This window comes from Olegusella massiliensis, assembly GCF_900078545.1.
Lineage (GTDB): Bacteria > Actinomycetota > Coriobacteriia > Coriobacteriales > Atopobiaceae > Olegusella > Olegusella massiliensis.
In genome coordinates, this window is sequence record NZ_FLLS01000002.1 from 693810 (window position 1) to 718224 (window position 24415).

The 24415-nt window shown below is 51.9% G+C and carries 21 protein-coding genes, 5 tRNA genes and 1 other annotated feature; of the genes, 6 read left to right on the plus strand and 20 right to left on the minus strand.

The features are described from left to right. Positions 1 to 4: 4 nt before the first annotated feature. The 20 genes from fusA to BN4314_RS03435 all read right to left on the minus strand — a co-directional run bounded on the left by fusA (position 5) and on the right by BN4314_RS03435 (position 19681). The gene (fusA, locus tag BN4314_RS03345; RefSeq protein WP_068539787.1) at positions 5 to 2104 is read right to left on the minus strand and encodes an elongation factor G; all 2100 of its coding nucleotides are present in this window, start codon (positions 2102 to 2104) and stop codon (positions 5 to 7) included. A gap of 34 nt (positions 2105 to 2138) precedes the next feature. Then, entirely contained in the window at positions 2139 to 2609 is a 471-nt protein-coding gene (rpsG, locus tag BN4314_RS03350; protein ID WP_021734602.1) for a 30S ribosomal protein S7, read from the minus strand. A 76-nt stretch (positions 2610 to 2685) separates the two neighbouring features. Then, entirely contained in the window at positions 2686 to 3057 is a 372-nt protein-coding gene (gene rpsL / locus BN4314_RS03355; RefSeq protein WP_021734454.1) for a 30S ribosomal protein S12, read from the minus strand. A 113-nt stretch (positions 3058 to 3170) separates the two neighbouring features. Further along, the gene (locus tag BN4314_RS03360; protein WP_148424852.1) at positions 3171 to 3395 is read right to left on the minus strand and encodes a hypothetical protein; all 225 of its coding nucleotides are present in this window, start codon (positions 3393 to 3395) and stop codon (positions 3171 to 3173) included. Between the two features lie 404 nt (positions 3396 to 3799). Next, positions 3800 to 8221, minus strand: a complete 4422-nt coding sequence (locus BN4314_RS03365) for a DNA-directed RNA polymerase subunit beta' (RefSeq protein ID WP_068539791.1) — start codon at positions 8219 to 8221, stop codon at positions 3800 to 3802. Between the two features lie 5 nt (positions 8222 to 8226). Continuing rightward, positions 8227 to 11736 (minus strand): DNA-directed RNA polymerase subunit beta, encoded by a 3510-nt coding sequence (rpoB, locus tag BN4314_RS03370; RefSeq protein ID WP_068539793.1) that lies wholly within the window; start codon positions 11734 to 11736, stop codon positions 8227 to 8229. Between the two features lie 490 nt (positions 11737 to 12226). Then, the gene (gene rplL, locus BN4314_RS03375; RefSeq protein ID WP_021626915.1) at positions 12227 to 12607 is read right to left on the minus strand and encodes a 50S ribosomal protein L7/L12; all 381 of its coding nucleotides are present in this window, start codon (positions 12605 to 12607) and stop codon (positions 12227 to 12229) included. Positions 12608 to 12689: 82 nt separating this feature from the next. Beyond that, complete coding sequence (gene rplJ, locus BN4314_RS03380; protein ID WP_068539795.1) at positions 12690 to 13211, minus strand: 50S ribosomal protein L10; 522 nt, start codon at positions 13209 to 13211, stop codon at positions 12690 to 12692. Between the two features lie 54 nt (positions 13212 to 13265). Then, positions 13266 to 13399, minus strand: a sequence feature (ribosomal protein L10 leader region). Between the two features lie 282 nt (positions 13400 to 13681). Beyond that, on the minus strand, positions 13682 to 14389 hold the full coding sequence (gene rplA, locus BN4314_RS03385; protein ID WP_068539797.1) for a 50S ribosomal protein L1: 708 nt from the start codon (positions 14387 to 14389) through the stop codon (positions 13682 to 13684). 91 nt (positions 14390 to 14480) lie between these two features. After that, a complete protein-coding gene (rplK, locus tag BN4314_RS03390; protein WP_021734674.1) occupies positions 14481 to 14909 on the minus strand; it encodes a 50S ribosomal protein L11 in 429 nt (142 codons plus the stop codon). Between the two features lie 96 nt (positions 14910 to 15005). Next, positions 15006 to 15554, minus strand: coding sequence for a transcription termination/antitermination protein NusG (gene nusG, locus BN4314_RS03395; RefSeq protein WP_068539799.1), 549 nt, complete (start codon positions 15552 to 15554; stop codon positions 15006 to 15008). A 2-nt stretch (positions 15555 to 15556) separates the two neighbouring features. Beyond that, positions 15557 to 15925: a preprotein translocase subunit SecE gene (gene secE / locus BN4314_RS03400; protein WP_068539801.1), complete on the minus strand. Its 369-nt coding sequence runs from the start codon at positions 15923 to 15925 to the stop codon at positions 15557 to 15559. Between the two features lie 91 nt (positions 15926 to 16016). Continuing rightward, a tRNA-Trp gene (locus BN4314_RS03405) sits at positions 16017 to 16092 on the minus strand. A 15-nt stretch (positions 16093 to 16107) separates the two neighbouring features. Next, on the minus strand, positions 16108 to 16257 hold the full coding sequence (gene rpmG, locus BN4314_RS08010; protein WP_021734649.1) for a 50S ribosomal protein L33: 150 nt from the start codon (positions 16255 to 16257) through the stop codon (positions 16108 to 16110). Positions 16258 to 16560: 303 nt separating this feature from the next. Next, entirely contained in the window at positions 16561 to 17775 is a 1215-nt protein-coding gene (gene tuf, locus BN4314_RS03410) for an elongation factor Tu (RefSeq protein ID WP_021734590.1), read from the minus strand. A 92-nt stretch (positions 17776 to 17867) separates the two neighbouring features. Continuing rightward, positions 17868 to 17944 (minus strand) — tRNA-Met (locus BN4314_RS03415). A gap of 37 nt (positions 17945 to 17981) precedes the next feature. Next, positions 17982 to 18057: transfer RNA gene (locus tag BN4314_RS03420), tRNA-Thr, on the minus strand. 3 nt (positions 18058 to 18060) lie between these two features. After that, positions 18061 to 18144: transfer RNA gene (locus tag BN4314_RS03425), tRNA-Tyr, on the minus strand. A 454-nt stretch (positions 18145 to 18598) separates the two neighbouring features. After that, a tRNA-Thr gene (locus tag BN4314_RS03430) sits at positions 18599 to 18673 on the minus strand. A 75-nt stretch (positions 18674 to 18748) separates the two neighbouring features. Beyond that, on the minus strand, positions 18749 to 19681 hold the full coding sequence (locus BN4314_RS03435) for a 1-phosphofructokinase family hexose kinase (protein ID WP_068539803.1): 933 nt from the start codon (positions 19679 to 19681) through the stop codon (positions 18749 to 18751). Between the two features lie 498 nt (positions 19682 to 20179). Here BN4314_RS03435 and BN4314_RS03440 point away from each other — a divergent pair, with 498 nt between their 5' ends. The 6 genes from BN4314_RS03440 (at position 20180) to BN4314_RS03465 (ending at position 24318) form a co-directional block, all read left to right on the plus strand. Continuing rightward, positions 20180 to 20620, plus strand: a complete 441-nt coding sequence (locus BN4314_RS03440) for a PTS sugar transporter subunit IIA domain-containing protein (RefSeq protein WP_068539804.1) — start codon at positions 20180 to 20182, stop codon at positions 20618 to 20620. Beyond that, positions 20620 to 20913 (plus strand): preprotein translocase subunit YajC, encoded by a 294-nt coding sequence (gene yajC, locus BN4314_RS03445; RefSeq protein WP_021734458.1) that lies wholly within the window; start codon positions 20620 to 20622, stop codon positions 20911 to 20913. The genes BN4314_RS03440 and yajC overlap by 1 nt, the downstream gene beginning before the upstream one ends. 59 nt (positions 20914 to 20972) lie before the next feature. Further along, entirely contained in the window at positions 20973 to 21455 is a 483-nt protein-coding gene (gene agaV, locus BN4314_RS03450; protein ID WP_021734650.1) for a PTS N-acetylgalactosamine transporter subunit IIB, read from the plus strand. A gap of 151 nt (positions 21456 to 21606) precedes the next feature. Next, positions 21607 to 22404 (plus strand): PTS mannose/fructose/sorbose/N-acetylgalactosamine transporter subunit IIC, encoded by a 798-nt coding sequence (locus BN4314_RS03455; RefSeq protein ID WP_021734580.1) that lies wholly within the window; start codon positions 21607 to 21609, stop codon positions 22402 to 22404. Continuing rightward, entirely contained in the window at positions 22394 to 23464 is a 1071-nt protein-coding gene (locus BN4314_RS03460; protein ID WP_021734521.1) for a PTS system mannose/fructose/sorbose family transporter subunit IID, read from the plus strand. Before BN4314_RS03455 ends, BN4314_RS03460 begins: the two co-directional genes overlap by 11 nt. Before the next feature lie 125 nt (positions 23465 to 23589). Continuing rightward, on the plus strand, positions 23590 to 24318 hold the full coding sequence (locus BN4314_RS03465; protein WP_021734700.1) for a GntR family transcriptional regulator: 729 nt from the start codon (positions 23590 to 23592) through the stop codon (positions 24316 to 24318). Positions 24319 to 24415: the final 97 nt, after the last annotated feature.

Here is a 24415-nt window from a genome sequence, read left to right on the forward strand (position 1 = left end):
GACTTTAAGAAGCGTTGCCGCCGTTCTTGGCGATAATTTCATCCCTTGTGCTCTTGGGGACGGGCTCGTAACTATCGAACTGCATGGTATAGCTTGCACGACCCTGAGTCTGAGAACGCAGGTCGGTAGCATAGCCAAACATCTCACCTAGAGGCACCTTGGCGCGAATGACCTTGACGTTGCTGCGGTCTTCCATGCCCTCAATCTTGCCGCGACGAGAAGAGAGATTGCCCATGACATCGCCCATGTACTGCTCGGGGGTCTCGACATCGACACGCTCAACGGGCTCAAGCAAAATGGGGTCAGACTGCTGCAAGGCCTTCTTGATAGCCATAGAGCCGGCGATCTTAAAGGCTGCCTCAGAGGAGTCAACCTCATGGTAGGAGCCATCAACGAGGGTAACCTTGATATCCTGAACGGGATAGCCAGCGATTACGCCGCTCTCGAGAGCTTCACGGATGCCCTTGTCAACAGAGGGAATGTATTCCTTGGGGATAGAGCCACCCACAGTTGCGTCGATGAACTCGTAGCCCTTGCCCTCCTCATTGGGCTCCATGTCGATGATGGCATCGCCGTACTGACCACGTCCACCAGACTGACGAACAAACTTACCCTGGACATGCTTGACCTCGTGACCAGCGGTCTCACGGTAGGCAACCTGGGGCTTACCCACGTTGCAGTCAACCTTGAACTCGCGGCGAAGACGGTCAACGATGATCTCAAGGTGCAGCTCACCCATACCAGCAATGATGGTCTGACCAGTCTCATGGTCGGTATGCACCTGGAAGGTCGGGTCTTCCTCAGCTAGCTTTTGCAGGCCAACGCCCATCTTCTCTTGCTCGGCTTTGCTCTTGGGCTCAACGGCAACGTCGATAACGGGCTTTGCAAACTCGATGGACTCAAGCACGATGGGGTGCTTCTCATCACAAAGAGTGTCGCCTGTCGTGGTGTTTTTGAAGCCAACGCATGCAACAATGTCGCCAGCGGAGCACTCTTCGCGGTCAACACGATCGTTTGCGTTCATCTCAAGAATGCGACCCAAGCGCTCGCGACCACCCTTGTTGACGTTGTAGACATAGCTACCAGCATCAGCACGGCCAGAATAGACGCGGAAATAGGTCAACTTACCCACATAGGGATCGGTCATAATCTTAAATGCCAAAGCTGCAAAGGGTTCCTTAAAATCAGCTTTGCGCTGCTCAACCTCGCCAGTTTTGGGGTTAGTACCCTCAGTTGCAGCGATATCAAGCGGGCTAGGCAGGTAGTCAACGACTGCGTCAAGCAGCTCCTGAATGCCCTTATTCTTGTAAGCAGAGCCAACAAAGACGAGGTTTAGATCGTTTGACAGGATACCTTTACGGAGAGCTGCCTTGAGCATATCGACGTCGATATCCTCTTCCATAAGGACTGCTTCCATAAGTTCATCGGAGTAGTTAGAAGCAGCATCAAGCAGCAGTTCGCGCTTCTCATTTGCCAGCTCAACGAACTCCTCAGGAATGGCATCCATAACCTCAGGATAAATCATGCCCTTAGCATCTTCCTTGAAGTCCCATGCCTCCATGGTGACGAGGTCAACGATGCCCCAGAAGTTGGACTCAGAACCCATGGGGATCTGAGCTGCAACGGCATTAGCACCCAGGCGCTCCTTCATCGTATCGATAGCATGGAAGAAGTCAGCACCCACGCGGTCGAACTTATTGATGAAAGCAATACGGGGAACGCCATAGTTGGAAGCTTGACGCCAAACGGTCTCAGACTGAGGTTGAACGCCTGCGACAGCGTCAAAGACGGCAACTGCGCCATCCAAAACACGCAAAGAACGCTCTACCTCGGCGGTAAAGTCAACGTGACCTGGGGTGTCAATAATCTGAATGACGTGATCTTTCCAGAAGCATGTAGTTGCAGCGGAGGTAATGGTTACACCACGCTCCTGCTCCTGCGCCATCCAGTCCATGGTTGCTGCACCCTCGTGGACCTCACCGATCTTGTGGGTTTTGCCCGTGTAATACAGAATACGCTCGGTAGTGGTGGTTTTACCTGCGTCGATGTGCGCCATGATGCCAATGTTGCGCAACTGCTCGAGGCTATATTTGCTTTTAGCCATAAAAGAATGCTCCTCAGTATCTTATCGACGCGGATTAGAAGCGATAGTGCGAGAAGGCACGGTTGGCTTCTGCCATCTTGAAAAGATCCTCGCGACGCTTGACGGAAGCGCCAACGCCATTGGAGGCGTCAATGATCTCGGCAGCCAAGCGCTCGGCCATGGTCTTCTCCTTGCGAGCGCGGCTGAAATTGACCATCCAACGGATAGCAAGGGTGGTTGCGCGACGGGAGTTAACCTCCATAGGCACCTGATAGGTAGCGCCACCCACGCGCTTGGGCTTGACCTCAAGGGTCGGGCGGATGTTGTCCATAGCCTTCTTGAAGACTGCAAGAGCATCCTCGCCAGCTTTCTCCTGGACAAGGTTAAATGCACCATAGACAATGCGCTCAGCAGTGGCCTTCTTGCCATCAAGAAGCACCTTGTTGATTAGCTGAGTAACGAGACGGTTGTTGTAAACGGCGTCAGGCTGGACCTCACGACGAATAGCTGCTGCACGACGCGGCATGTGAATCTCCTAAGCGACGAAACGAATGCTAATAGGTGGCTGGATGCATGATGTAGTCCCAGCCGTGGGCTCAAAACTACTTTGCGCGCTTTGCGCCATAGCGAGAACGAGCCTTCTTGCGGTTCTGAACAGCTGCGCAGTCGTAAGCGCCGCGGACAATCTTGTAACGGACACCAGGAAGGTCACGAACACGGCCGCCACGGATTAACACAATGGAGTGCTCCTGGAGGTTGTGGCCCTCGCCAGGGATGTAAGCTGTGACTTCGATGCCGTTGACAAGACGGACACGAGCCACCTTACGAAGTGCCGAGTTAGGCTTTTTAGGGGTGGTAGTGAAGACACGGGTGCAAACGCCGCGCTTCTGGGGATTATGCTGGAGGGCGGCGTTTTTTGACTTAGCATGCTGCTGTACGCGACCCTGACGGACGAGCTGGTTGATTGTAGACAAAGCTCTCTCCTTCGTACCCAATCGAAATCTACAAGGCTAACGCGGTATGCGTCGCCATTTTTATTCAAGGGCAGGGCAGCACCCCCATCCCTGGATTGACGCAAGGAGTAAATCTACGCTGATATCCCGCTGTTGTCAAAAAGCCACGCATCCGGGCGTATACTTCTTCCATCGAGCTTCCACAAGCTGGGGTTCTGCTTTCCTATCTGTAGGCTCTGCTTTCCTATCTGTAGGCTCTGCTTTCCTATCTGTCCTTCAAGCGGTGTGGTTTTGCTTCTTAAAAAAGGCCCAGTTTTGTTCATGGCAACTTTTTTATTCTCACGAATATCAAACGCCACGCTTTGTTTCACTTTTTTAGCCAAACGCCACGTTCTATTTCACACCCTTTCACCCCAAGTGCCTAACGCCACGTTCTATTTCACTTTTTTAGCCAAAAGCCACGTTTCATTTCACCCGAAAAAAATCTACCTGGGCAAACGTCACACCCTTTGAAACGAAGTGTGGCTTTTGACTTTTTTTCTGAAACGAAACGTGGCTTTTGGCAGGCAGGACCACTCTGCTTGAAATGATTCGTGGCGTTTGACAGGCAGAGCCGCTCCATTTGAAACAGAACGTAGCTTTTGGCAAGCAGAGCGAATTTGGCATGAAGAAAGCCTCCCCTTTCTCGTATCCAAGAAAAGGGAGGCAGGTCGCACAGAACTTCTGGCTTATAAATCTCATCTAGCAGGCAAGCAACTCTGCCTTACTCTTCATCCTCGCGGCGTTCAACCTGAGAGAGAAGATCGTGCAAGGAACCAAGATCCTCGTTGATGACTTCCTCATCACTCTGGTCACCAGTACTGCCGCCAATCAAATCCTCCTGGGAAAGAATACCTGGGGTGGCAGGTGCAGCGGTACCCAACATCACATCAGCATCAGGCGAGAAAACCATGTTAAACAGCTGAGAGAGATCCTCACTGTCAGCTTCGTCCTCATCAGGCTCGAGGATATAAAGAAGGTTGCGGGCCTCAAGACCCTCACGCAGCTCTTCAATAGCCTTGGCACCGATACCATCGATGTGCAGTAGGTCATCCTCATTTTTGCCAATCAAATCCCCAACGGTCTCAATACCCACCTCGGAGAATTTGTTGGTCCAACGCTGCGATACGCCCAGATCATCGTAGAGGTACAGCTTGGCGTCCTCACTAGAAAGCGTGCGGCCGTTCTTGGAGTAGACACCGCCGTAGCCAAAGTCATCGCCAACCCAATCGAGCTGCTTGGGCAGCTTCTCCTCGATACCCTTAAGAGTGTCGGGAGCCCACTCCGGCAGAGTATTAGCCATAGGAGAGGTGGGGCCATCAATCTTTTGGCCATGATAGGTAAGCTCGACAGAGTTGTAAGCAGCAAGACCGGTACCTGCGGGGATGCGCTTGCCAATGATAACGTTGGACTTGAGATCCAGCAGGTGATCGGTTGCGCCTTCAATGGCAACCTCAGTCAAAATACCTGCGGTGCGCGAGAAGGAAGCAGCGGAAAGCCAGCTATCCACGGTACTTGCAACCTTGAGTGTACCCAAAATAACAGGCTCAGCCTCAGGCGCGGTACCACCAGCCAAGGTAATATTGCGCACGCTATCAGCAAACTCATAGCGATCAACGTACTGGCCGAGCAAATACGTAGAGCTACCAGGATTGGTAACGCGGACGCGACGCAACATCTGGCGGGCGATAACCTCGATATGTTTGTCGTTCAAATCTACACCCTGCGAAGTATAGACATCCTTGACCGACTTGACGAAGGTGTGCATCGTCGCCTCAATATCGGTAAGCCCACGAAGCTTGCGGAAGTTAACAAAGCCGCGCGTAATCTGATCACCAGCACGCACAACCACGCCATCTTCCATGCCAGGCATGAAGCGAGCAGAAGCAGGCACGCGCCACTCCTCCAGCACGCGAGTCTCGTCATCAAGATCCAGCAGCTGGATAAGGTATTCGGTCTGCTCGGGCGTAATACGCAGACGACCAGAGTATGGAGCCAAATCTGCCTCGCGGCCCAAAATCTTCTCGTTGACATTGCCAACCACGTCAAACATGCGGGCAACCGTAGGAAGACCCTGCGTAATATCGTCCGCACCAGCAACACCACCAGAGTGAATGGTACGCATGGTCAGCTGAGTACCCGGCTCACCAATGGACTGAGCAGCAATGATGCCAACTGCCGTACCGATGTTGACAGGACGACGAGTAGACAGATCCCAGCCATAGCACTTCTGGCAGACACCATACTTAGACTTGCAGGTAAGCAGGGCACGAAGCTCAACTTTACGCAGGCCAGAGTCATACATGCGCTGGAGCTGAGCGACAGACTCGACATATTCGCCAGCAGCAACAATAACCTCACCCGTATCGGCTGCGACGATGTCATTGAGCGCACAGCGGCCAACAAGGTCGGCGTCGACTGCACTCTCGCCTGGCTTAACGAGGTCATAAGAAACGGCCTCATCAGTACCGCAGTCCTCCTCGCGGACAATGACATCTTGAGCAACGTCAATCAAACGACGAGTCAGGTAACCGGAGTCGGAGGTGTGGGATGCGGTATCTACCAGACCCTTACGTGCGCCATAGGTAGAGATGAAGTACTCCAAGGGCTCCAAGCCCTCACGGAAGTTGGACTTAATAGGCAGGTCGATTGTCTCACCAGACATATCTGCCATCAGGCCGCGCATACCCGCAAGCTGACGCAGCTGCGTCTTGGAGCCTCGAGCACCCGAGTCCGCCATCATGTAGATGGGGTTGTCACCAGAGAAGCCCTCAAGCATCTCGGTACCCAACAGCTCAGTACAAGCAGTCCACGCATTAACAACCTCATTGTGTCGCTCGAGCTCGGTCAAGAAACCGTCCTCATAACGCTCATTAATGGTGTTGACGCGCTCCTGTGTCTCGGCCAAAACATCAGGCTTATCCCCAGGAATAACGGCATCCCAAACGGAAATGGTCAGGCCTGCGCGCGTTGCGTAATGAAAACCAGTAGCCTTGATGGCATCCAAGATTGACTCAACCGCAGCGGTGCTATAGCGATCGCAGCAATCGTTAACCAAAGCAGAGATGTCGCCTTTTACCATCTTGTAGTTCATATAAGGATAATCAGGCGGCAGGCATTGACGATTGAAGACGACACGACCAACTGTTGTCTCAAAGCGCTCAGCATGTTCACTGACGTCATATTCCTCAAAGCTCTTCTTAGAGGTCATAACGCGGAAAATCTCTTTGTCGCCCTCTTCGATATTGGCATCCGCAGCATCAATACGCACCACGATGGGCTTGTGAAGATCCATCTCGGGATTGCCATCATAGGCAGCCAAAACGTCCTCGAAGTTAGCGTAGGCGTGCGGTTGCTCGCCCTCGGGAAGCTCGTCTGAGGTGGTGAGATAGTACACACCAAAAACCATATCCTGAGAAGGAACGGTCAGCACCTTACCCGATGCAGGAGAGCGCAGGTTGTTAGAGGACAACATCAAGACGCGAGCCTCAGCCTGTGCCTGAGTAGACAAAGGTACATGAACAGACATCTGGTCGCCGTCAAAGTCAGCGTTAAAGGGCGCACAGACGAGCGGGTGCAAATGAATTGCTTTGCCCTCAACCAAGACTGGCTCAAAAGCCTGGATGGATAGGCGGTGGAGGGTTGGTGCGCGATTAAGCAGAACAAGGCGGTCTTTAATGACCTCGTCCAGTACGTCCCAAACAATGGACTCGCTGCGATCGATAGCACGCTTTGCACCCTTGATGTTTTCAACACGGTTGAGTTCAACCAAGCGACGCATTACAAAAGGCTTAAACAGCTCGAGCGCCATGGTAGAAGGCAAGCCGCACTGGTGTAGCTTGAGTTGAGGGTCAACAACAATGACCGAACGGCCAGAGTAGTCAACACGCTTACCCAGCAAGTTCTGACGGAAGCGGCCCTGCTTTCCCTTAAGCGCCTCAGCAAGAGATTTGAGGGGACGACCACCACGACCAGAGACGGGACGGCCGCGGCGACCATTATCAAAGAGCGCGTCAACAGACTCCTGAAGCATGCGCTTCTCATTATTGACAATGATGGCAGGAGCATCGAGGTCCAGCAGGCGCTTAAGACGATTGTTGCGATTAATGACTCGACGATACAAATCGTTGAGGTCGGACGCAGCAAAACGACCGCCGTCCAGCTGAACCATAGGACGCAAATCTGGCGGAATAACAGGGATAACGTCGAGAATCATATCTGCAGGATCGTTACCACCCTTGAGGAAGGCATCGACAATCTCCAGACGCTTGACAGCGCGATCCTTCTTTTGCTTTTGAGAATTCTCATCAGCAATGATGGCACGAAGCTCCTCGACCTCAGTATCAAGGTCAACATTGCGCAAAAGCTCGCGAACAGCCTCAGCACCCATTCCACCCTTAAAATAGATGGAATAGTAATGCCTCATCTCAGTAAAGAGTGATTCATCGGAGATGAGCTCACGAGGCTCCAGCTGCATGAACTTGTCATATGCCTCACGACGAAGCTTCTTTTCGTCATCATACTCAGCCTCAAGGTCGGCACATCCAGCCTTGACCTCCTCAGCAGAGAGAGGCTCAACCTCGCTAAACTCATCATCTGATGCTTCACCCTGAGCGATGAGACGAGCGATCTCGTCATCGCGCTCAGCATCAAGCTCTTCAAGATCAGCGGCGAGCTCTTCTTTTAGATCCTCTGCATCAGCCTCACGAGCCTCAGTATCAACCTCGGTAATCACATAGCTGGCAAAGTAGAGAATGTTCTCCAAATCCTTACTCTTGACATCAAGAAGACGGGCCAAGGGGAAGGAAGCAGGGCTCTTGAAATACCAGATATGAGACACAGGAGCTGCAAGCTCGATGTGACCCATGCGCTCGCGACGGACCTTAGAGGTTGTAACCTCTACGCCGCAACGCTCACAGGTAATACCCTTAAAACGAATACCCTTATACTTGCCGCATGCACACTCCCAGTCCTTGACAGGACCAAAAATCTTCTCGCAGAAAAGACCGTCTTTTTCGGGCTTGAGTGTACGGTAATTGATAGTCTCCGGTTTCTTTACCTCACCGTAAGACCAGCTACGCACCTGGTCTGCGGAGGCAAGGGAGATCTTGATCGCGTCGAAATCGGGTGTATCGAAATCTGCCACGTTCGCTACTCCTTATCGTCGATGCTGTTGGAGGCCAAAACAGGCTCCGCGGCGGGAACACCAATGAGATCATCTGTGCTGTTTGCAGAAGCAAAGCTATCCACAACAGACTTGACCTGATCCTCGGCGGAAACCGGGGCACTTGGTGCCTGCTTTTTGTAGGTAATAGGCTCAATGTTGAGAGCCAAAGAGCGGATCTCCTTCACCAGAACCTTGAAAGACTCGGGAATGCCAGAGCTAGGGATGTTTTCGCCCTTGACGATGGATTCGTAAGTCTTGACACGACCATTGGTGTCGTCAGACTTGACGGTCAGAATCTCACGTAGGACATTTGCTGCACCGTAAGCGTACAGTGCCCAAACCTCCATCTCACCAAAGCGCTGACCACCAAACTGGGCTTTACCACCCAAAGGTTGCTGGGTAACCAAGCTGTACGGACCCGTGGAACGAGCGTGGATCTTGTCGTCTACCATGTGGCCGAGCTTGAGGATATAAGAGGTGCCCACCGTAATGGGATTCTTGAACTTCTCACCCGTACGACCATCGTAGAGAGGCATTTTGCCCATATTATTGAGCTGCGGGATAAAGGCCAAATCCTCAGCATCTGCAGCATCCATGTGCTCGCCGTAAACATGCTTGGCCTTATTCATGATGTTGATATTGGAACGATGCTGAGCCTCGGAAACCTCAACGTCGGACGCGCCGTCAAAGACGGGCGTAGAGATGTAGAAGGGACCCTCAACAACCCTATCAGAATCAGCGTTGTCAATATCCCAACCATGAGCTGCAGCCCAACCAAGGTGGCACTCAAGCAACTGGCCAACATTCATACGAGAAGGAACGCCCAAAGGATCCAGCAAAACATCGACAGGCGTACCATCTGCCATGTAAGGCATATCTTCTACCGGCAAGACATTACAGACAACACCCTTGTTGCCGTGACGACCAGAAATCTTGTCGCCCTGTTGAATCTTGCGACGCTGAGCAACGAAGACGCGAACAAGCTCGTTAACTCCAGGCGGGAGGTCATCGCCGGCCTCACGGCTAAAGCGGACCACATCAACAACACGACCATATGCGCCATGGGGCATCTTGAGGGAGGTATCGCGAACATCGTGGGCTTTGGCGCCAAAGATAGCGCGAAGCAAGCGCTCCTCAGCGGTCAGTGCAGTCTCACCCTTGGGGGTAACCTTACCCACCAAAATATCACCAGGACGGACTTCAGCACCAATGCGAATGATGCCATCGTCATCGAGGTTGGCAAGCATGTCTTCAGAAAGGTTAGGAATCTCGCGGGTAATTTCCTCGGGACCGAGCTTGGTATCACGTGCATCAATTTCGTGACGAGAAATGTTAACCGAAGTCAGCAGGTCTTCACGAACAACACGCTCAGAAACAATGATGCCATCCTCGTAGTTATAGCCTTCCCAAGGCATGTAGGCAACGGTGAGGTTAGCGCCCAGCGCCAGCTCACCATGGTCGATAGAAGGACCGTCAGAGAGTGCTTCGCCTGCCTCAATCTGCTGACCCACCTGAACGACAGGACGATGATTGATGCAGGTAGACTGATTGGAACGCTGGAACTTGGGAAGTTCGTAGGTCTCAGGGCTCTGAGCAGTATCAACCACTACATGGGAAGCATCAACCTCAACCACTGTACCGGCATGCTCGGCAACAACCAACTCACCAGAATCTTTAGCAGCACGGCGCTCAAGACCAGTGCCAACAAAAGGAGCAGTGGTGCGCAGCAAAGGCACAGCCTGACGCTGCATGTTTGCGCCCATCAAAGTACGCTTTGCGTCATCGTGCTCCAAGAAGGGGATGAGATTTGCTGCGACTGAAAGCATCTGACGTGGCGAGACGTCCATATAGTCGATTTCCTCAACGGGCACCTGCTCGGGTGCACCGAAGGAACCGTCAAAGTTGCGGGTACGAGCAACTACCGCATCAGGCTCGTAGAGCTCACCGTTGGAGTGCAGCGCAACAAAACGACCGGTCTTGGAATCTGTGGGGACATCAGCAGGAGCAATCTTGTGATTCTCTTCCTCGTCTGCCGTCATCCAGTCAATTTCGTCGGTAACCTTACCATCGACAACGCGACGATACGGAGCCTCGATAAAGCCGTATTCATTGACATGCGCATACAGAGCAAGGGAACCAATCAGGCCAATGTTGGGACCCTCGGGCGTCTCGATGGGGCACATACGAGAATAGTGAGAGTTGTGAACGTCGCGAACAGCAGTCGGCACATTGGTACGACGGCTGGAGCCAGACTTATGGCCTGCAAGACCACCAGGTCCAAGCGCTGAGAGACGACGCTTGTGAGTTAGACCTGACAACGGGTTATTTTGGTCCATAAACTGAGACAGCTGAGAAGAACCGTAGAACTCCTTTATAGCTGCCACGATGGGACGAATATTAATCAACGACTGAGGTGTGATGTCATTGGGATCTTGGCTGGCCATACGCTCACGAATGACACGCTCCATACGGCTCATGCCAATACGGAATTGGTTTTGCACAAGTTCGCCAACAGTGCGCACACGGCGGTTGCCGAAGTGGTCAATATCATCAAGTGTGTGATCTGCTTCACCCGCGTGCAGCGCGAGCAGGTACCTAAGGGCAGTAACGATGTCTTCAGCAGTAATGACACGAGAATCGCCATCAAGACCAAGCTTCTTGTTGATCTTGTAACGACCAACGCGCGCAAGGTCATAGCGCTGGTTGTTGAAGAAGAGGCCATCAATCAGCGAGCGAGCAGACTCAACGGTAGGAGGCTCGCCAGGGCGCTGACGACGATAGATCTCAAGCAGAGCATCATTACGATTGGTAGAAACATCGCGCTCAAGAGTACTGCGGACAACATTAGAATCGCCCAACAGGTTCAAAATCTCATCATCATCCTCCGCGATGCCCAATGCACGCAGGAAGACGGTTGCAGACTGGCGACGCTTGCGGTCGATAGAAACTACCAAGTGACCGTGCTTGTCAATCTCAAACTCCAGCCATGCGCCGCGAGCAGGAATAAACTGCACGTGGTGTACGTCCACACCATTGTCAACCTCATGAGAGAAGTAGACGCCAGGCGAGCGGACAAGCTGGGAGACAACGACACGCTCGGTGCCATTAATGACAAACGTGCCACGCTCGGTCATCAGGGGGAAGTCGCCCATAAAGACGAGCTGCTCTTTAATCTCGCCAGACTCTTTGTTAAGGAAGCGCACATTGACAAAGAGAGGTGCCTGATAGGTAATATCCTTGGCGCGACACTCGGCAATAGTTGCCGGAGCATCACCAAACTGGTGGTCACCAAAGGTGACCTCCATTGTGCCCGCGGAGTTCTCAATCGGAGAGAACTCAAAGAGCGACTCGGCGATACCATCGCCCATGAAACGCTCGAACGACTCCTTCTGAACTGCGATGAGGTTAGGCAGCTCCATAGACGCGGGAATCTTGCTGAAGCTAACCCTGCTACGCTCGGACTGCAGGTGCTGGGAAGACTTTGCGGTAGACACCAGGCGTATCCTCCTTAAAAGAGTAAAAGATGGCACTTTTCGCAATCTAATAAAGTACCGAAGAGTTCCGCTTTCGTCAAGAATTTGCTTGACTTTATTGGATAAAAATACTAGAAGAACGTTTTCGCAGGTCAACTGTGGAGGCGATGTGTCGACAGTTTGCCTATCCTGCCGCGCTTATACGGTGTCGGCAGTTTACCTGCCCTGCCACGCTCATTTTGCCACGCTCATAAACAGATGGAGCATCTCTCGGTTTTCAAAATGTTTTTACCTGGGCTTTTGTTGGCCGCAAGGTCGAGGAACGAACCATCTATATGGTATGTGATCGAAGAATGAACCATCTAGCGCTCGGGCAGCCTGCTCGCGACCCATAAATGACTCGTTACACAAAAAGAGTCCGAGATAAATCTCGGACTCTTTAATCTGTGAAGTCCTAGCGGCTTCAACCACTAGCTTTCACCCGAAAAAGCCATTTGCTAAAAGAACAAATTTACTTCAGGGTGACGGTAGCACCAGACTCCTCGAGCTCCTTCTTGGCAGCCTCAGCGTCGTCCTTGTTGGCGCCCTCGAGCAGGACTGCAGGAGCGGACTCAACCTTCTCCTTTGCCTCCTTCAGGCCAAGGCCGGTGAGCTTGCGGACAACCTTGATGACAGCAATCTTGTTGCTGCCGAAAGCGGTAAGCTCAACGTCAAAGTTGGTCTTCTCCTCCTCAGCGGGAGCAGCAGCGCCAGCTGCAGGAGCAGCAGCAACAGCAACGGGAGCAGCTGCAGAAACGCCAAAGACGTCCTCCAGCTCGTGAACCAGCTCGGAAAGCTCGAGAGCGGGCATCTCCTTTAGGGCCTCAATGATCTCTTCTTTGGTGACAGCCATGTCATTTCTCCTTTTATGTTGGGCACGCAGGTGCCCTAGTTAGCAACAAATGCGCTTTGTGCGCGACGTACAATCATACGAGCTATGCAGCGTTCTTCTGATCGGCGATAGCCTGAAGGACAGTAGCAAGGCCTCTTGCGGGACCTGCGGCGACCTGGGCAATACCGGACAGCGGGCTGCCGATAACGTAAACGAGCTTAGCGATAAGTTCATCACGACCGGGCAGTTCTGCGTAAGCCTTGGCACCCTCAGCATCAAGAGCCTGACCATCAGCAATAGCGCTGATAAACTCGATCTTTCCGAGCTTCTGGGCCTGCTCCTTCAAAGCTTTTGCGGTGTCGACAGGATCCTTATCAAAGAAAACATACGCGCAGGTACCCTGCAGCGACTCGCTGATGTCGGGCTTACCTGCCTCTTCGAGAACAATCCTGACAATGTTGTTCTTGTAGACCTTCATGTGTGCGCCCGCCTCGGTGAGGCTACGACGCAGCTGTTGGGTCTGCTTGACGGACAGTCCGCGATAATCAATGACAAACAGGCCTTGAGAAGCCTCAACATCAGCCTTGATCTTCTCGAACATGTCCTTATTGGACTGAGCTGGCATGAGTTACACCTCCCTTGCACGCAATCGGGCACGCGCCGCCGGTGCTGGCGGGCCCTGCATACGCAAAGACCCCACCTGGCGTGCCAGGCGGGGTCTTAGAAAGTGCATTCTAATGACCACCTCGGCAGGCGGGTCTCCCCTTTAAGCCTTACGGCACCGGCTGTCTCTGGCAGCGGACGTGCTTTTTACCGTTAGTCATTCTTGCACGCAAGACACAACCCGTCAAGTCGGAGGTTTTGCGTGCCGACGAAATGCTGCAAAGGGTCACAATTTCTGCGTGTTTCGAGTGCGCTGCATTAGAGACCACTGCGTTATGAGGCAAGTCATACTAGCAGTTTTACCTAAGGATGACAGATAAAATGACAGAGCCAACGCTGCGCACAGCTGAGGCGCTCTGCTTGACAAAAAAGAGCCCCGCAGCTCTTAGATGAACTGCGGGGTGCTAAAGCTTGCAAATGCGAAGCCGAGACTTAGGCCTCGAGGAAGTCACGCGTAATGGAAGAGTCAATCTTGATGCCAGGGCCCATGGTGGAAGAAACCACAACGGACTTGACATAACGGCCCTTTGCAGAAGAGGGCTTCACGCGCAGCAGCTCGGTGAGGAGAGCGCCGTAGTTCTCTGCAAGTTTGGACGCCTCGAAGGAAACCTTGCCCATTGCAACATGGCAGATGCCATAGCGGTCAGCACGGTACTCAACACGACCAGCCTTAAGCTCGCTCACCATCTTTGCAACGTCCATGGTAACCGTACCCAGCTTGGGGTTGGGCATCAAGCCACGAGGACCAAGTATGCGGCCGAGACGGCCAACTTTGCCCATCATATTGGGAGTAGCGATGACTGCGTCAAAGTCGATATTGCCCTTTTGAATCTCGGCAACAAGATCATCAGCGCCCACGATGTCAGCGCCGGCCTCCTGAGCTTCGCGAGCCTTCTCGCCCTCAGCAAAAACAGCAACGCGGACAGACTTGCCGGTGCCGTTGGGAAGGCTGATAGAGCCGCGAACGTTCTGATCGGCCTTACGGGTATCAACGCCCAGACGAATTGCAATGTCAACACTCTCATCAAACTTTGCACCTGCAAGGTCTTTGACGAGATTCATTGCCTGCATGGGGGTGTACAGCTTGCTCGGATCAAACTTTGCTGCAGCCTCGTTGTATTTCTTACCGTGCTTTGCCATTGTTCCTCCTTGTGGTCAACGGGCGGCATGCCCTCCCACATCAACACTCGCTCACGGCCAATCCGCTTGCGAGAAAAACTACTACGTAAAGCTACTCAGCAATGGTGACGCCCATGGAGCGAGCGGTGCCCGCAACAATCTTTTTTGCAGCGTCAATATCATTGGCATTGAGGTCGGGCATCTTGATTTCAGCAATCTTGGTCAGCTGCTCATCGGTAAGCTGGCCAACCTTGTCGCGCTGGGGCACGGCAGAAGCGCTCTTGAGACCAAGTTCCTTTTTGATAAGGAAGGCTGCAGGAGGAGTCTTGAGAATAAACTCAAAAGTACGATCCTCAAAAACAGTAATCTCAACGGGCACTACGTCGCCCATCTTGTCCTTGGTCTGCGCATTGAATGCCTGGCAGAACTGCATGATGTTAACCTGAGCAGCGCCCAGAGCAGGACCAACGGGAGGTGCAGGATTTGCCTGACCAGCGGGAATCTGAAGCTTAATAAAGTGTGTAACCTTCTTTTTGGGCATTGGATGCCTCCTGTGTAAGTCTCGAACTTGCTATCTGCAAACGGATACCGAGAAGCAATCCTCACCGATGTCGGAACCCGTGTTGAAGCCAAACTACTAATTAATCGAAGCGACCTGATCCATGGTGAGCTCGACGGGTGTCTCGCGGCCAAAGATGGTAAGCATTACCTTAATCTTGCCAGACTCGGGCATAATCTCAGAAACGGTACCGTCAAAATCAGCCAAAGGACCAGAGACGACGTGAATAGACTGTCCTACCTCAATATCAGTGGTCGTAATCTTGGCAGGAGTAGAAGAGTCACTGCGAGGATTGATGCGACGCATAATCTTGTTGTACTCGCTACGACGCAAGGGCGTAGGCTTGCCACCGATGCCAGCAAAACCCGTTACGCCAGGGGTATTGCGGACGACAGCCCAGGTGTTGTCATCAATCTCCATGCGCACAAGGACATAGCCAGGAAAGACCTTCTCGTCCTTGGTGATACGCTCGCCACCTTCCTTGAGCTTGGTAACCTCCTCCATAGGAATCTGAATATCAACAATCTGATCCCTCATGTTGTGGGTATCAATACGGTGTTCAAGGTCAGTTTTGACTTTGTTTTCATAGCCTGAATAGGTGTGAACGACATACCAACGCTTTGCCATGACTACCCCCTCAAGCCTGTAAAGCCAACCAATGTGGAGACAAAGCCCATATCGACAAGCCAGACACAGATACCAAAGATAACTAAGGTGACAATGACGCCAACAGACCAATTGCGCAACTCGTCCTTAGAAGGCCAAGTAACGCGATGCATCTCAGACCTCACGTCAGCAAAGTAGTTGCGAATGCGACCAAAAAAACCGGTCTTTTTTACTTTGGCGGGTTTTGCAACCTTAGAAGATAAAGGTTTGGCAAGATGCTGCTTTGCCTTGGGCTCCTCAGTGCTTGCCGCAGCCTGAGCCTCGGCAACCCTCTCACGCTCTGCGGCACGGGCTTGGCGGGCGCTTCTCTTGTTACGATCCTTGTTCGACATTCGCGAACCTCTTCCGGGCTCTCATAGGTAAAACTTCATCTTTATCATGCAAACCGGCCAGCACCCAAGGGGTGATAGCCGGTGGTATTTCTGGCAGGCCAGGAAGGACTCGAACCCTCGACATACGGTTTTGGAGACCGTCGCTCTACCAACTGAACTACTGGCCTATGTCTGACCCTATTTTAGCGGGTCTCCCTGTGAAGGGTATGCTTGTGGCACCACGGGCAATACTTCTTCATCTCAAGACGATCAGGATTGTTCGACTTGTTCTTCTTGGTGGTGTAGTTGCGACGCTTGCACTCAGTGCAGGCGAGAGTAACCAGTGTACGCATAACTCCTCCTATTACAAAGCCACAAACGTGACTCGTTAGTGACGCGGTTGAAAACATTAGCAGCTTATGCAGCATTTTGTCAAGAAATGATTAGTCTGCTTGCATACATCACAGAATTATCAAAGCTTGAAGGTGTCCAGATACTCTTGCAGAGGGCTGTATGAGGTTCAAGGCAAGCTCTTTTACATAAAAACCTTGAGACTTGGATAAATCTGCTTCCAAAAGGATAAATCTGCTTTCCCACTCTGGCATAAAAAAACCCGGCACCACAGGGATGCCGGGCTGTGACTATCTACAAACGTACTAGTCGATGATGGTGGAGACACGACCGTCGCCGACGGTGTGGCCGCCCTCGCGGATAGCGAACTTGAGGCCGGGCTCCATAGCGATGGGGTGAATCAGGTCAGCCTTGATGGTGACGTGGTCGCCAGGCATAGCCATCTCAACCTTGGTGCCATTGGCGTCGGTGAGCTCCTGAATGTCGCCAGTGACGTCGGTGGTGCGGAAGTAGAACTGAGGACGGTAGCCAGAGAAGAACGGTGTGTGACGGCCACCCTCGTCCTTGGTCAGAACATAAATCTCACCAGTGAATGCGTGGTGAGGAGTAACGCTGCCGGGCTTGCAGAGGACCTGACCGCGCTCGATGTCCTCACGCTTGACACCACGGAGCAGGATACCAACGTTGTCGCCAGCCTCGCAGAAGTCCATGGTCTTACGGAACATCTCGATGCCTGTAGCAACAGACTTCTGGGTCTCCTTGATACCAACAATCTCGACAGGCTCGTTGAGCTTGAGCTCGCCGCGCTCGACACGACCGGTAGCGACGGTACCACGACCAGAAATGGTCATGACGTCCTCGATAGCCATCAGGAAGGGCTTCTCGTTGTCACGGGCGGGCGTGGGGATGTAGGAATCGACTGCATCCATGAGCTCCCAGATGCACTTGTACTCAGGAGCATCGGGATCGGTGCTGGTGGACTCAAGAGCCTTGAGAGCAGAACCACGGACGATGGGCAGGTCGTCTCCGGGGAAGTCATACTCGGAGAGGAGGTCACGGGTCTCCATCTCAACGAGCTCGATAAGCTCGTCGTCGTCGACCATGTCGCACTTGTTCAGGAAGACGATGATGTAAGGAACACCGACCTGACGGGCGAGCAGGATGTGCTCACGAGTCTGAGCCATGGGGCCGTCGGTTGCTGCGATGACGAGGATTGCGCCGTCCATCTGAGCAGCACCAGAAATCATGTTCTTGATGTAGTCAGCGTGGCCAGGGCAGTCAACATGAGCATAGTGACGGCTCTCAGTCTGGTACTCAACGTGAGCAACAGAAATGGTGATACCACGCTCGCGCTCCTCGGGAGCCTTATCGATCTGATCGAAGGCCTCAAACTTAGCCCAGCCCTTGAGGGAGAGGACCTTGGTGATAGCGGCCGTGGTGGTCGTCTTGCCGTGGTCAACGTGACCGATGGTGCCGATGTTTACGTGTGGCTTGCTACGATCGAACTTCTCCTTGGCCATTGCCATCCTCCTTCGGGAAACAGCCTTTTGGCCGCCCTTCTAAAACCTGACCTGCTTATGTCATGCGGTGGGAGAAACCACCGCTTGAACTCTGGTACCGGTGACTGGATTCGAACCAGTGACATCGCGGGTATGAGCCGCGTGCTCTAACCAGCTGAGCTACACCGGCATTTCGACGAAAACGTCGTCCTGCTTGAAAACAGAAATGGAGCCCGCGACCGGATTTGAACCGGTGACCTCTTCGTTACCAACGAAGTGCTCTACCTACTGAGCTACACGGGCACATGGTGGGGATGTCTGGACTCGAACCAGAGAACCCATAGGGAGCGGATTTACAGTCCGCCGCAGTTGCCGCTGTGCCACATCCCCATTCTGTTTTCATTGCCCCCGTGCTTGCACGAATGCATTAATCACGTTAGCGGAAGAAATACTACGGTTCAATGCTTTTCTTGTCAAACAAAAAATATCCATTCCACGGTGCCGGGCGTCTCTATGAGTGGCGATTGGAGTCATGCCAAAGTCGCGACACAGATATACAAGCAGAGCTGATATTGCCTTTAACCTGCAGTTTTATCGTCAAAAGCAGGAGACTCTTCGATGCTGGCTTTCCATGCCGATATTAAGCTTTTCTTTCACAGGCAGTTCACAAAGCATGTTTTCTGCAGGCATAAATCGCCTGCAGAAAAAGCGCGAACAAAAGATGCGTCAGAAACTACTTGCAGCTAAAAAAGCACGGCATCCTCAGTTGGTGTCACTTTTCTGTCACGACGTGCCACTTCAGCATGAAAAAAGGTCAGAGCCCAAGCCCTGACCTTGTATTTTCTGGAGCCAGCAGAGGGAGTCGAACCCCCAACCCACGGTTTACAAAACCGTTGCTCTGCCATTGAGCCATGCTGGCTTGCGTCGCACATTATGCCATAAGCTAACCCAACGCGTTGCTGAGCATGACGAAGAGTCCATATTCCAAGAAAAACTACGCAAGACGTTCAATCTGAGTGCGCTTTGCCAGCTCCATAGCCACCGCAAGCTCAAAATGCCCCGTCTCGGGCGTAAGGCAGTTTGCCGTAGCACAGCCCATCGCAAATCGTAGCTGCTCGGATGGTGCGTCTCCCCGTGCAATAGCAACATCAAACGCACCAATCATCGTATCGCCTGAACCCACTGGATTTACTTGCTCGATAGCAGGCGGAGTACCCCGAAACACGCCCTCGTCAGAGCACATCACTGCTCCGTGAGCACCCAGCGACACGACGACCTCTTCTATTCCTCGTGCATGCAACTCGCGTGCGGCTGCAACCACCTCGTCAAGCGAGCAGGGCTTGTGACCCAAAATAGCTGCAATCTCATCCGTGTTTGGTTTGATTAAGAAGGGCTTCCCTTCAACACCACGCACCAAGTAGTTTCCCGATGTATCCAAAACAGCATGCGCACCCATTTCGCGCACAATACGCACGAGTACGGCATACACGTCATCCAAAATCCCAGCTGGGGCTGAGCCCGAAAATGATATGACTTTGCATTTTGCCGTAATTTCACGAAGCTTCTCTTTTAGGTGTTCAAACTCAGTAGCATGTATCGAACGCCCTGGCTCGAGAAACTCGGTCGAGCGCCTATTAGGCTCAAGAAGATTAATACAGCAACGCGTCTCAGCCTCAACACGAACGAAGTCTTCTTCTACCCCGTCTGCTGCGAGCAACTCACAAAGCAGGCGCCCGTTGTTGCCTCCTACAAAGCCCGTCGCAATAACTTTTTCGCCACAGGTATGCACGGAACGTGCGGCATTGAGGCCTTTTCCGCCTGCCGTATCAATGCACATCGCGACACGCTGCACCTCTCCTACGCGTATAGGCGCCTCGAGGGTATACGCCTTATCAATTGAGGTATTAAGGGTGACCGTTGCGATCATGACACGCTTCTCCTTACTGCATTACGTCTATGTGCATCGCGTATATACACAATCTCGCGCGTATATCACAAAATCTTATTTCTGATGACGAACATTTTTTGAGAATTGATACCAGCTGAGCTGCCATAAAGTATCAAAATTGCAAGCGATCTTTCAATCAAGCCAATAAAACCTACGCTGCCAATAAAAGACGAGGTACATTATTCTCGTTAAACATACCAACTTGCAATGTGGTATCTATAAAAAATACCAGTTTACCTGCATATTTACCGTGAACGGTCAAACAGGACCGTTCACAGTAATGAGCTGGTTCTTTTTTCTAAACCCAGATTGAAGTGAAAGCTCGCTGGTTCTATTTTTGTTTCAGTGGAAATGTGGTGCCTACCAGTTTTCACAGATTTTTCTACATAACTGCCATATTACGGGCACGGATGCTTTATCTGCTTTCCCTCGTTTGTACATAAGACGATGACACAAGAACAAATGAAAGGTGACACCATGGTCGGTTGCATCCTTACAGGACACGGTGAGTTCGCGAGTGGGCTTGGCAGCGCGGTTGAAATGATTGCTGGTCCCCAGGACAACCTAACGGTTGTAACTTTCCGTGAATCTGAGGCGGGTGACTACGCAGATCGTATTGCTGTTGCTATTACAGATTCGGTTGCAAAGTATGGCAACACGGTAGTTTATTGTGACCTTATGGGTGGCACGCCTTTTAACCAAGCAATGCTCATCTCCCAAGAAGTCCCCGGCGTAGAGGTAGTTACTGGTACAAATCTACCCATGCTACTTGAGTGCCTGACATCCATTAGTAACGAGACCACAGCACCAGGGCTCGCTGCGCTTGCGCTTGAGGCTGGTCAAGAAGGCATCGCAAATCCTGTACTTGGTGTTGGTGCGGCTAACGATATGTACGACGCGGAAGAGGAGGGTATCTAATGACTCACAGCTTCTGGCAACAGGTTCTTTCTTCATCCGTCGCCCTTCTGATACTTTTTGCAATCATTACGCTGGTCTACGCCCTTGTGAGCTACAGCAAAGGTCGCAAGCAGCGCAATTACTACAAAGAACTTCACCGTAATCTCAAAGTGGGTCAGCAGGTGGTTTTTGCTGGTGGCTTGATTGGCGTGATAACGCGCATAGGCACCGAAACCTGTGACATTCGTCTCAAATCCGATGCAGAGGTCGAAGTTTCTCGCTTTTCTATTCAGCAAATTGGCGGAGTGAAATAGCTCCGCGCGGGCATACAGCTCATCAAAAGTCTGCAGTAGCGGACGGAAAGGGGCACATAATGGCAGAGCCCAACATCGTATTGGTCCGTATCGATAATCGTCTTATTCATGGGCAGGTTGCTACCCAGTGGACTGGCAGCGTGGGAGCAAATCTCCTCCTTGTTGCCAATGACGAAATTGCTACCAACAAGATGCGCCAAAATCTCATGAACATGGCAGCGCCCGCAGGTGTTGCGACGCGTTATTTCTCTATTCAAAAGACCATCGATGTCATCCATAAGGCTGCACCTCGTCAGCACATCTTCATCATCGTTGAAAATCCTCAGGATGCCCTGCGCCTTGTCAAAGGTGGCGTGCCTATTAAAAAACTCAACATTGGCAATATGCACATGTCCAATGGCAAGCGACAGGTTGCGACCACAATCGCTGTTGATGATGCGGATGTTGCCGCTTTTAAAGAACTTCAAGATGCGGGTGTTGAACTCTGGATTCAGCGTGTCCCCAGCATTCCCGCCGAAAACACCGACAAGCTCTTTAAGTAGGAAAACCTTTCGAACCGTTTTTACACTGAGCCAAACGTTGGCACTTGTGCAGACCTTATTTTGGTCATTCTGCCTGACGAGGGCCCCGGCAGGCATATAGACAAGCACTATAAACTTTTTTAATTTGTTAGCACAGGAAAGGGAGGTAGGGATGGAATATTCAGCTTTGCAAGTCATTCTGGTCTTCATTGTTACGTTCATCGCAGCAATTGACCAGTTCAGCTTCCTCGAGTCGCTGTATCAGCCACTCGTGACTGGCATGGTTATCGGTCTCATCCTTGGCGATCTTCAAACTGGTCTGATTGTTGGTGGCACGTACCAACTGATGACCATCGGCAACATGCCTATCGGTGGCGCACAACCCCCCAACGCAGTTGTCGGCGGCATTATGGCTACCGTTCTTGCCATTTCTCTTCATCTTGAGCCGAACATCGCAGTTGCTACTGCAATTCCGTTCTCCCTGCTCGGCCAGTACGGCGTTACCCTGCTCTTTACTCTTATGTCCCCGTTGATGAGCAAAGCTGACCAATTTGCAGCTGCTGCTGACCCCAAGGGCATCGAGAAGATCAACTACCTTGCAATGGGTTTGCTTGGCCTCATCTTTGGCGTCGTTGTCACCTTATTCTTTATTGGTGGCGCCACAATGGGTCAGGCTGTTGTCGATGCAATTCCCGCTTGGCTTTCCGCTGGTCTCTCTGCAGCTGGTGGCATGATGCGTTTTGTTGGTTTTGCAATCCTGTTGAAGTTTATGATGAACCGCGACATGTGGGGCTTCTACTTCTTGGGCTTTGGCATGGCACTGATTGTCTCGGGTATCCCTACCCTCGCAACCCCCGCCCTGCTCATCCTCGCACTCATCGGCTTTGGTTTTGCTTACTGGGATTACCAGCAGAACACCGAGCTCAAGGGTGCTGCAATCTCTGACGGAGGTGACGAAGATGGCATCTAATGAGGAACTCACTAGCTATAAAAACCTTGAGCAGGCTCCCGATCTTGATCAGAAGACCCTAAACAAGATGGCGTGGCGCTCTTGCTTCCTCCAGGCTTCCTTCAACTACGAGCGTATGCAGTCGGCTGGTTGGTTGTACTCCATCCTTCCTGGTCTCGAGAAGATCCACACGGACAAGGACGATTTGTCCACCTCGATGACTCACAACATGGAGTTCTTTAACATCCACCCCTTCCTTGTCACTTTTGCTATGGGCCTCATCCTATCCATGGAGCAAAAGAAGGTTGACATCCCCACCATTCGTGCGGTCCGCGTTTCTCTTATGGGTCCTCTTGGCGGCATTGGCGACGCTCTTTTCTGGATGACTCTTGTGCCTATTACGGCAGGCATTTGCTCCAATATGGCCATTAGCGGCAACGTCTTTGGTCCCATTCTCTTCCTTATCATCTTTAACTTGGTTCAGTTTGCTCTGCGCTTTGGTCTGATGAACTGGTCCTACAAGATGGGCATGTCTGCGCTCGATAGCCTCATGGCAAATATGCAGGCCTTCACCCGCGCAGCTTCCATCCTCGGTGTCTTTGTCGTTGGCTGCCTTACCGTCACCATGGGCGGCACCCAAATCAAAGCAGTCATCCCCAACGGCAGCACCCAAGCATATGTTGCTCACACTGCAACCGTTGCTAACGATGAGGTCCCAAGCTTTGAGATTATCAAAGCAGGCGATGATGGTGTCACGCTCTCGGGCATGAATGACAAGGATGGCAATCCTCTCTCTGGTACCGATGCAAACGGCAACCCCGCCACTGCAGGCGCCGTTGATCTTGGCAATGGTATGAGCGAGGTTACCTATATGGAGATGGTGGAATCCCCCGTCAACATTGATATTGCAAACATCCTTGACAGTATCTGCCCCAAGCTTATCCCAATGGCAATTGTTATGCTGCTCTATTACTTGTTCTCCAAGAAGAACTTCACGCCTATGAAGGGTATCGTGCTCGTACTCATCCTCGGCATCTTGGGCGCTGGTCCCTTTGGCCTCTGGCCAAGCATTTGGGGCTAGGTTTTCCTAGTACGTCCCTGCAGGACGCACGGACATATCCTGTTCGTGCGTCCTCTTTTTCTTGCACCCCTGTCAAAATATTTTTCCTCATACTCGTACATAGAGCACTTGAAAGGAGGAGAAAGGTGACTATCGTATCTCGCAAACAGCCTCTCTATGACCAATTAGTTGATATCCTCAAAGAGAAGATTGAAAACGATTTGGAGCCTGGCGACCTTCTTCCTTCTGAACGTGAGCTTTCCCTACGTTACGGCCTATCTCGCACAACAGTGCGTCAGGCAATGGGTGAACTTGAGACTCTAGGCTTGGTAAAACGTGTGCACGGACGTGGCACCTTTGTGGCTCATTCCGAAGCTGAGGTAACCAATCTCTCTGCCATGTACAGCTTCACCGATCAAATGCGTCGCGCTGGCCGTCATCCTCAAACCAAAATCTTGGAGTTCAAGCTGGCGGAAGCACCCAAGCAGGTTGCAGAAAAGCTTGGTCTTCGCCTGGGAGAACACATCTACCAGCTCAAGCGTCTAAGGCTGGTTGATGAGACCCCCATGATGCTGGAACGCACCTATCTACCTGCAACACAGTTTATAGGCCTGAACTACGATGAGGTCTCTACAAGGGCTTTGTACGAAGTAATGGAGCAGGAATACCACCAGACAATTCGCCTAGCACAAGAAGACTTTAGTGCAAGTATTGCTCGTTCGGATGCAGCTACCTATCTAGACATTCCTGAGGGGTCGGCGATCTTAAAGCTCGTACGAATCACTTTTAATGAGAAGAACATACCTATTGAATTCACCCGTAGCGTTGCCCGTGCTGATCAATTCAATTACCGCATTACTCATTTCAGAGGCTAAGCAAAAATGCTGTTGAGATTTCTAGGCCATATAAATCTTGGTTTTGCTTGTCCTCTCTCAATCCCTAAGACAGAAAAAATCGTCAGCTTTGCTGGAT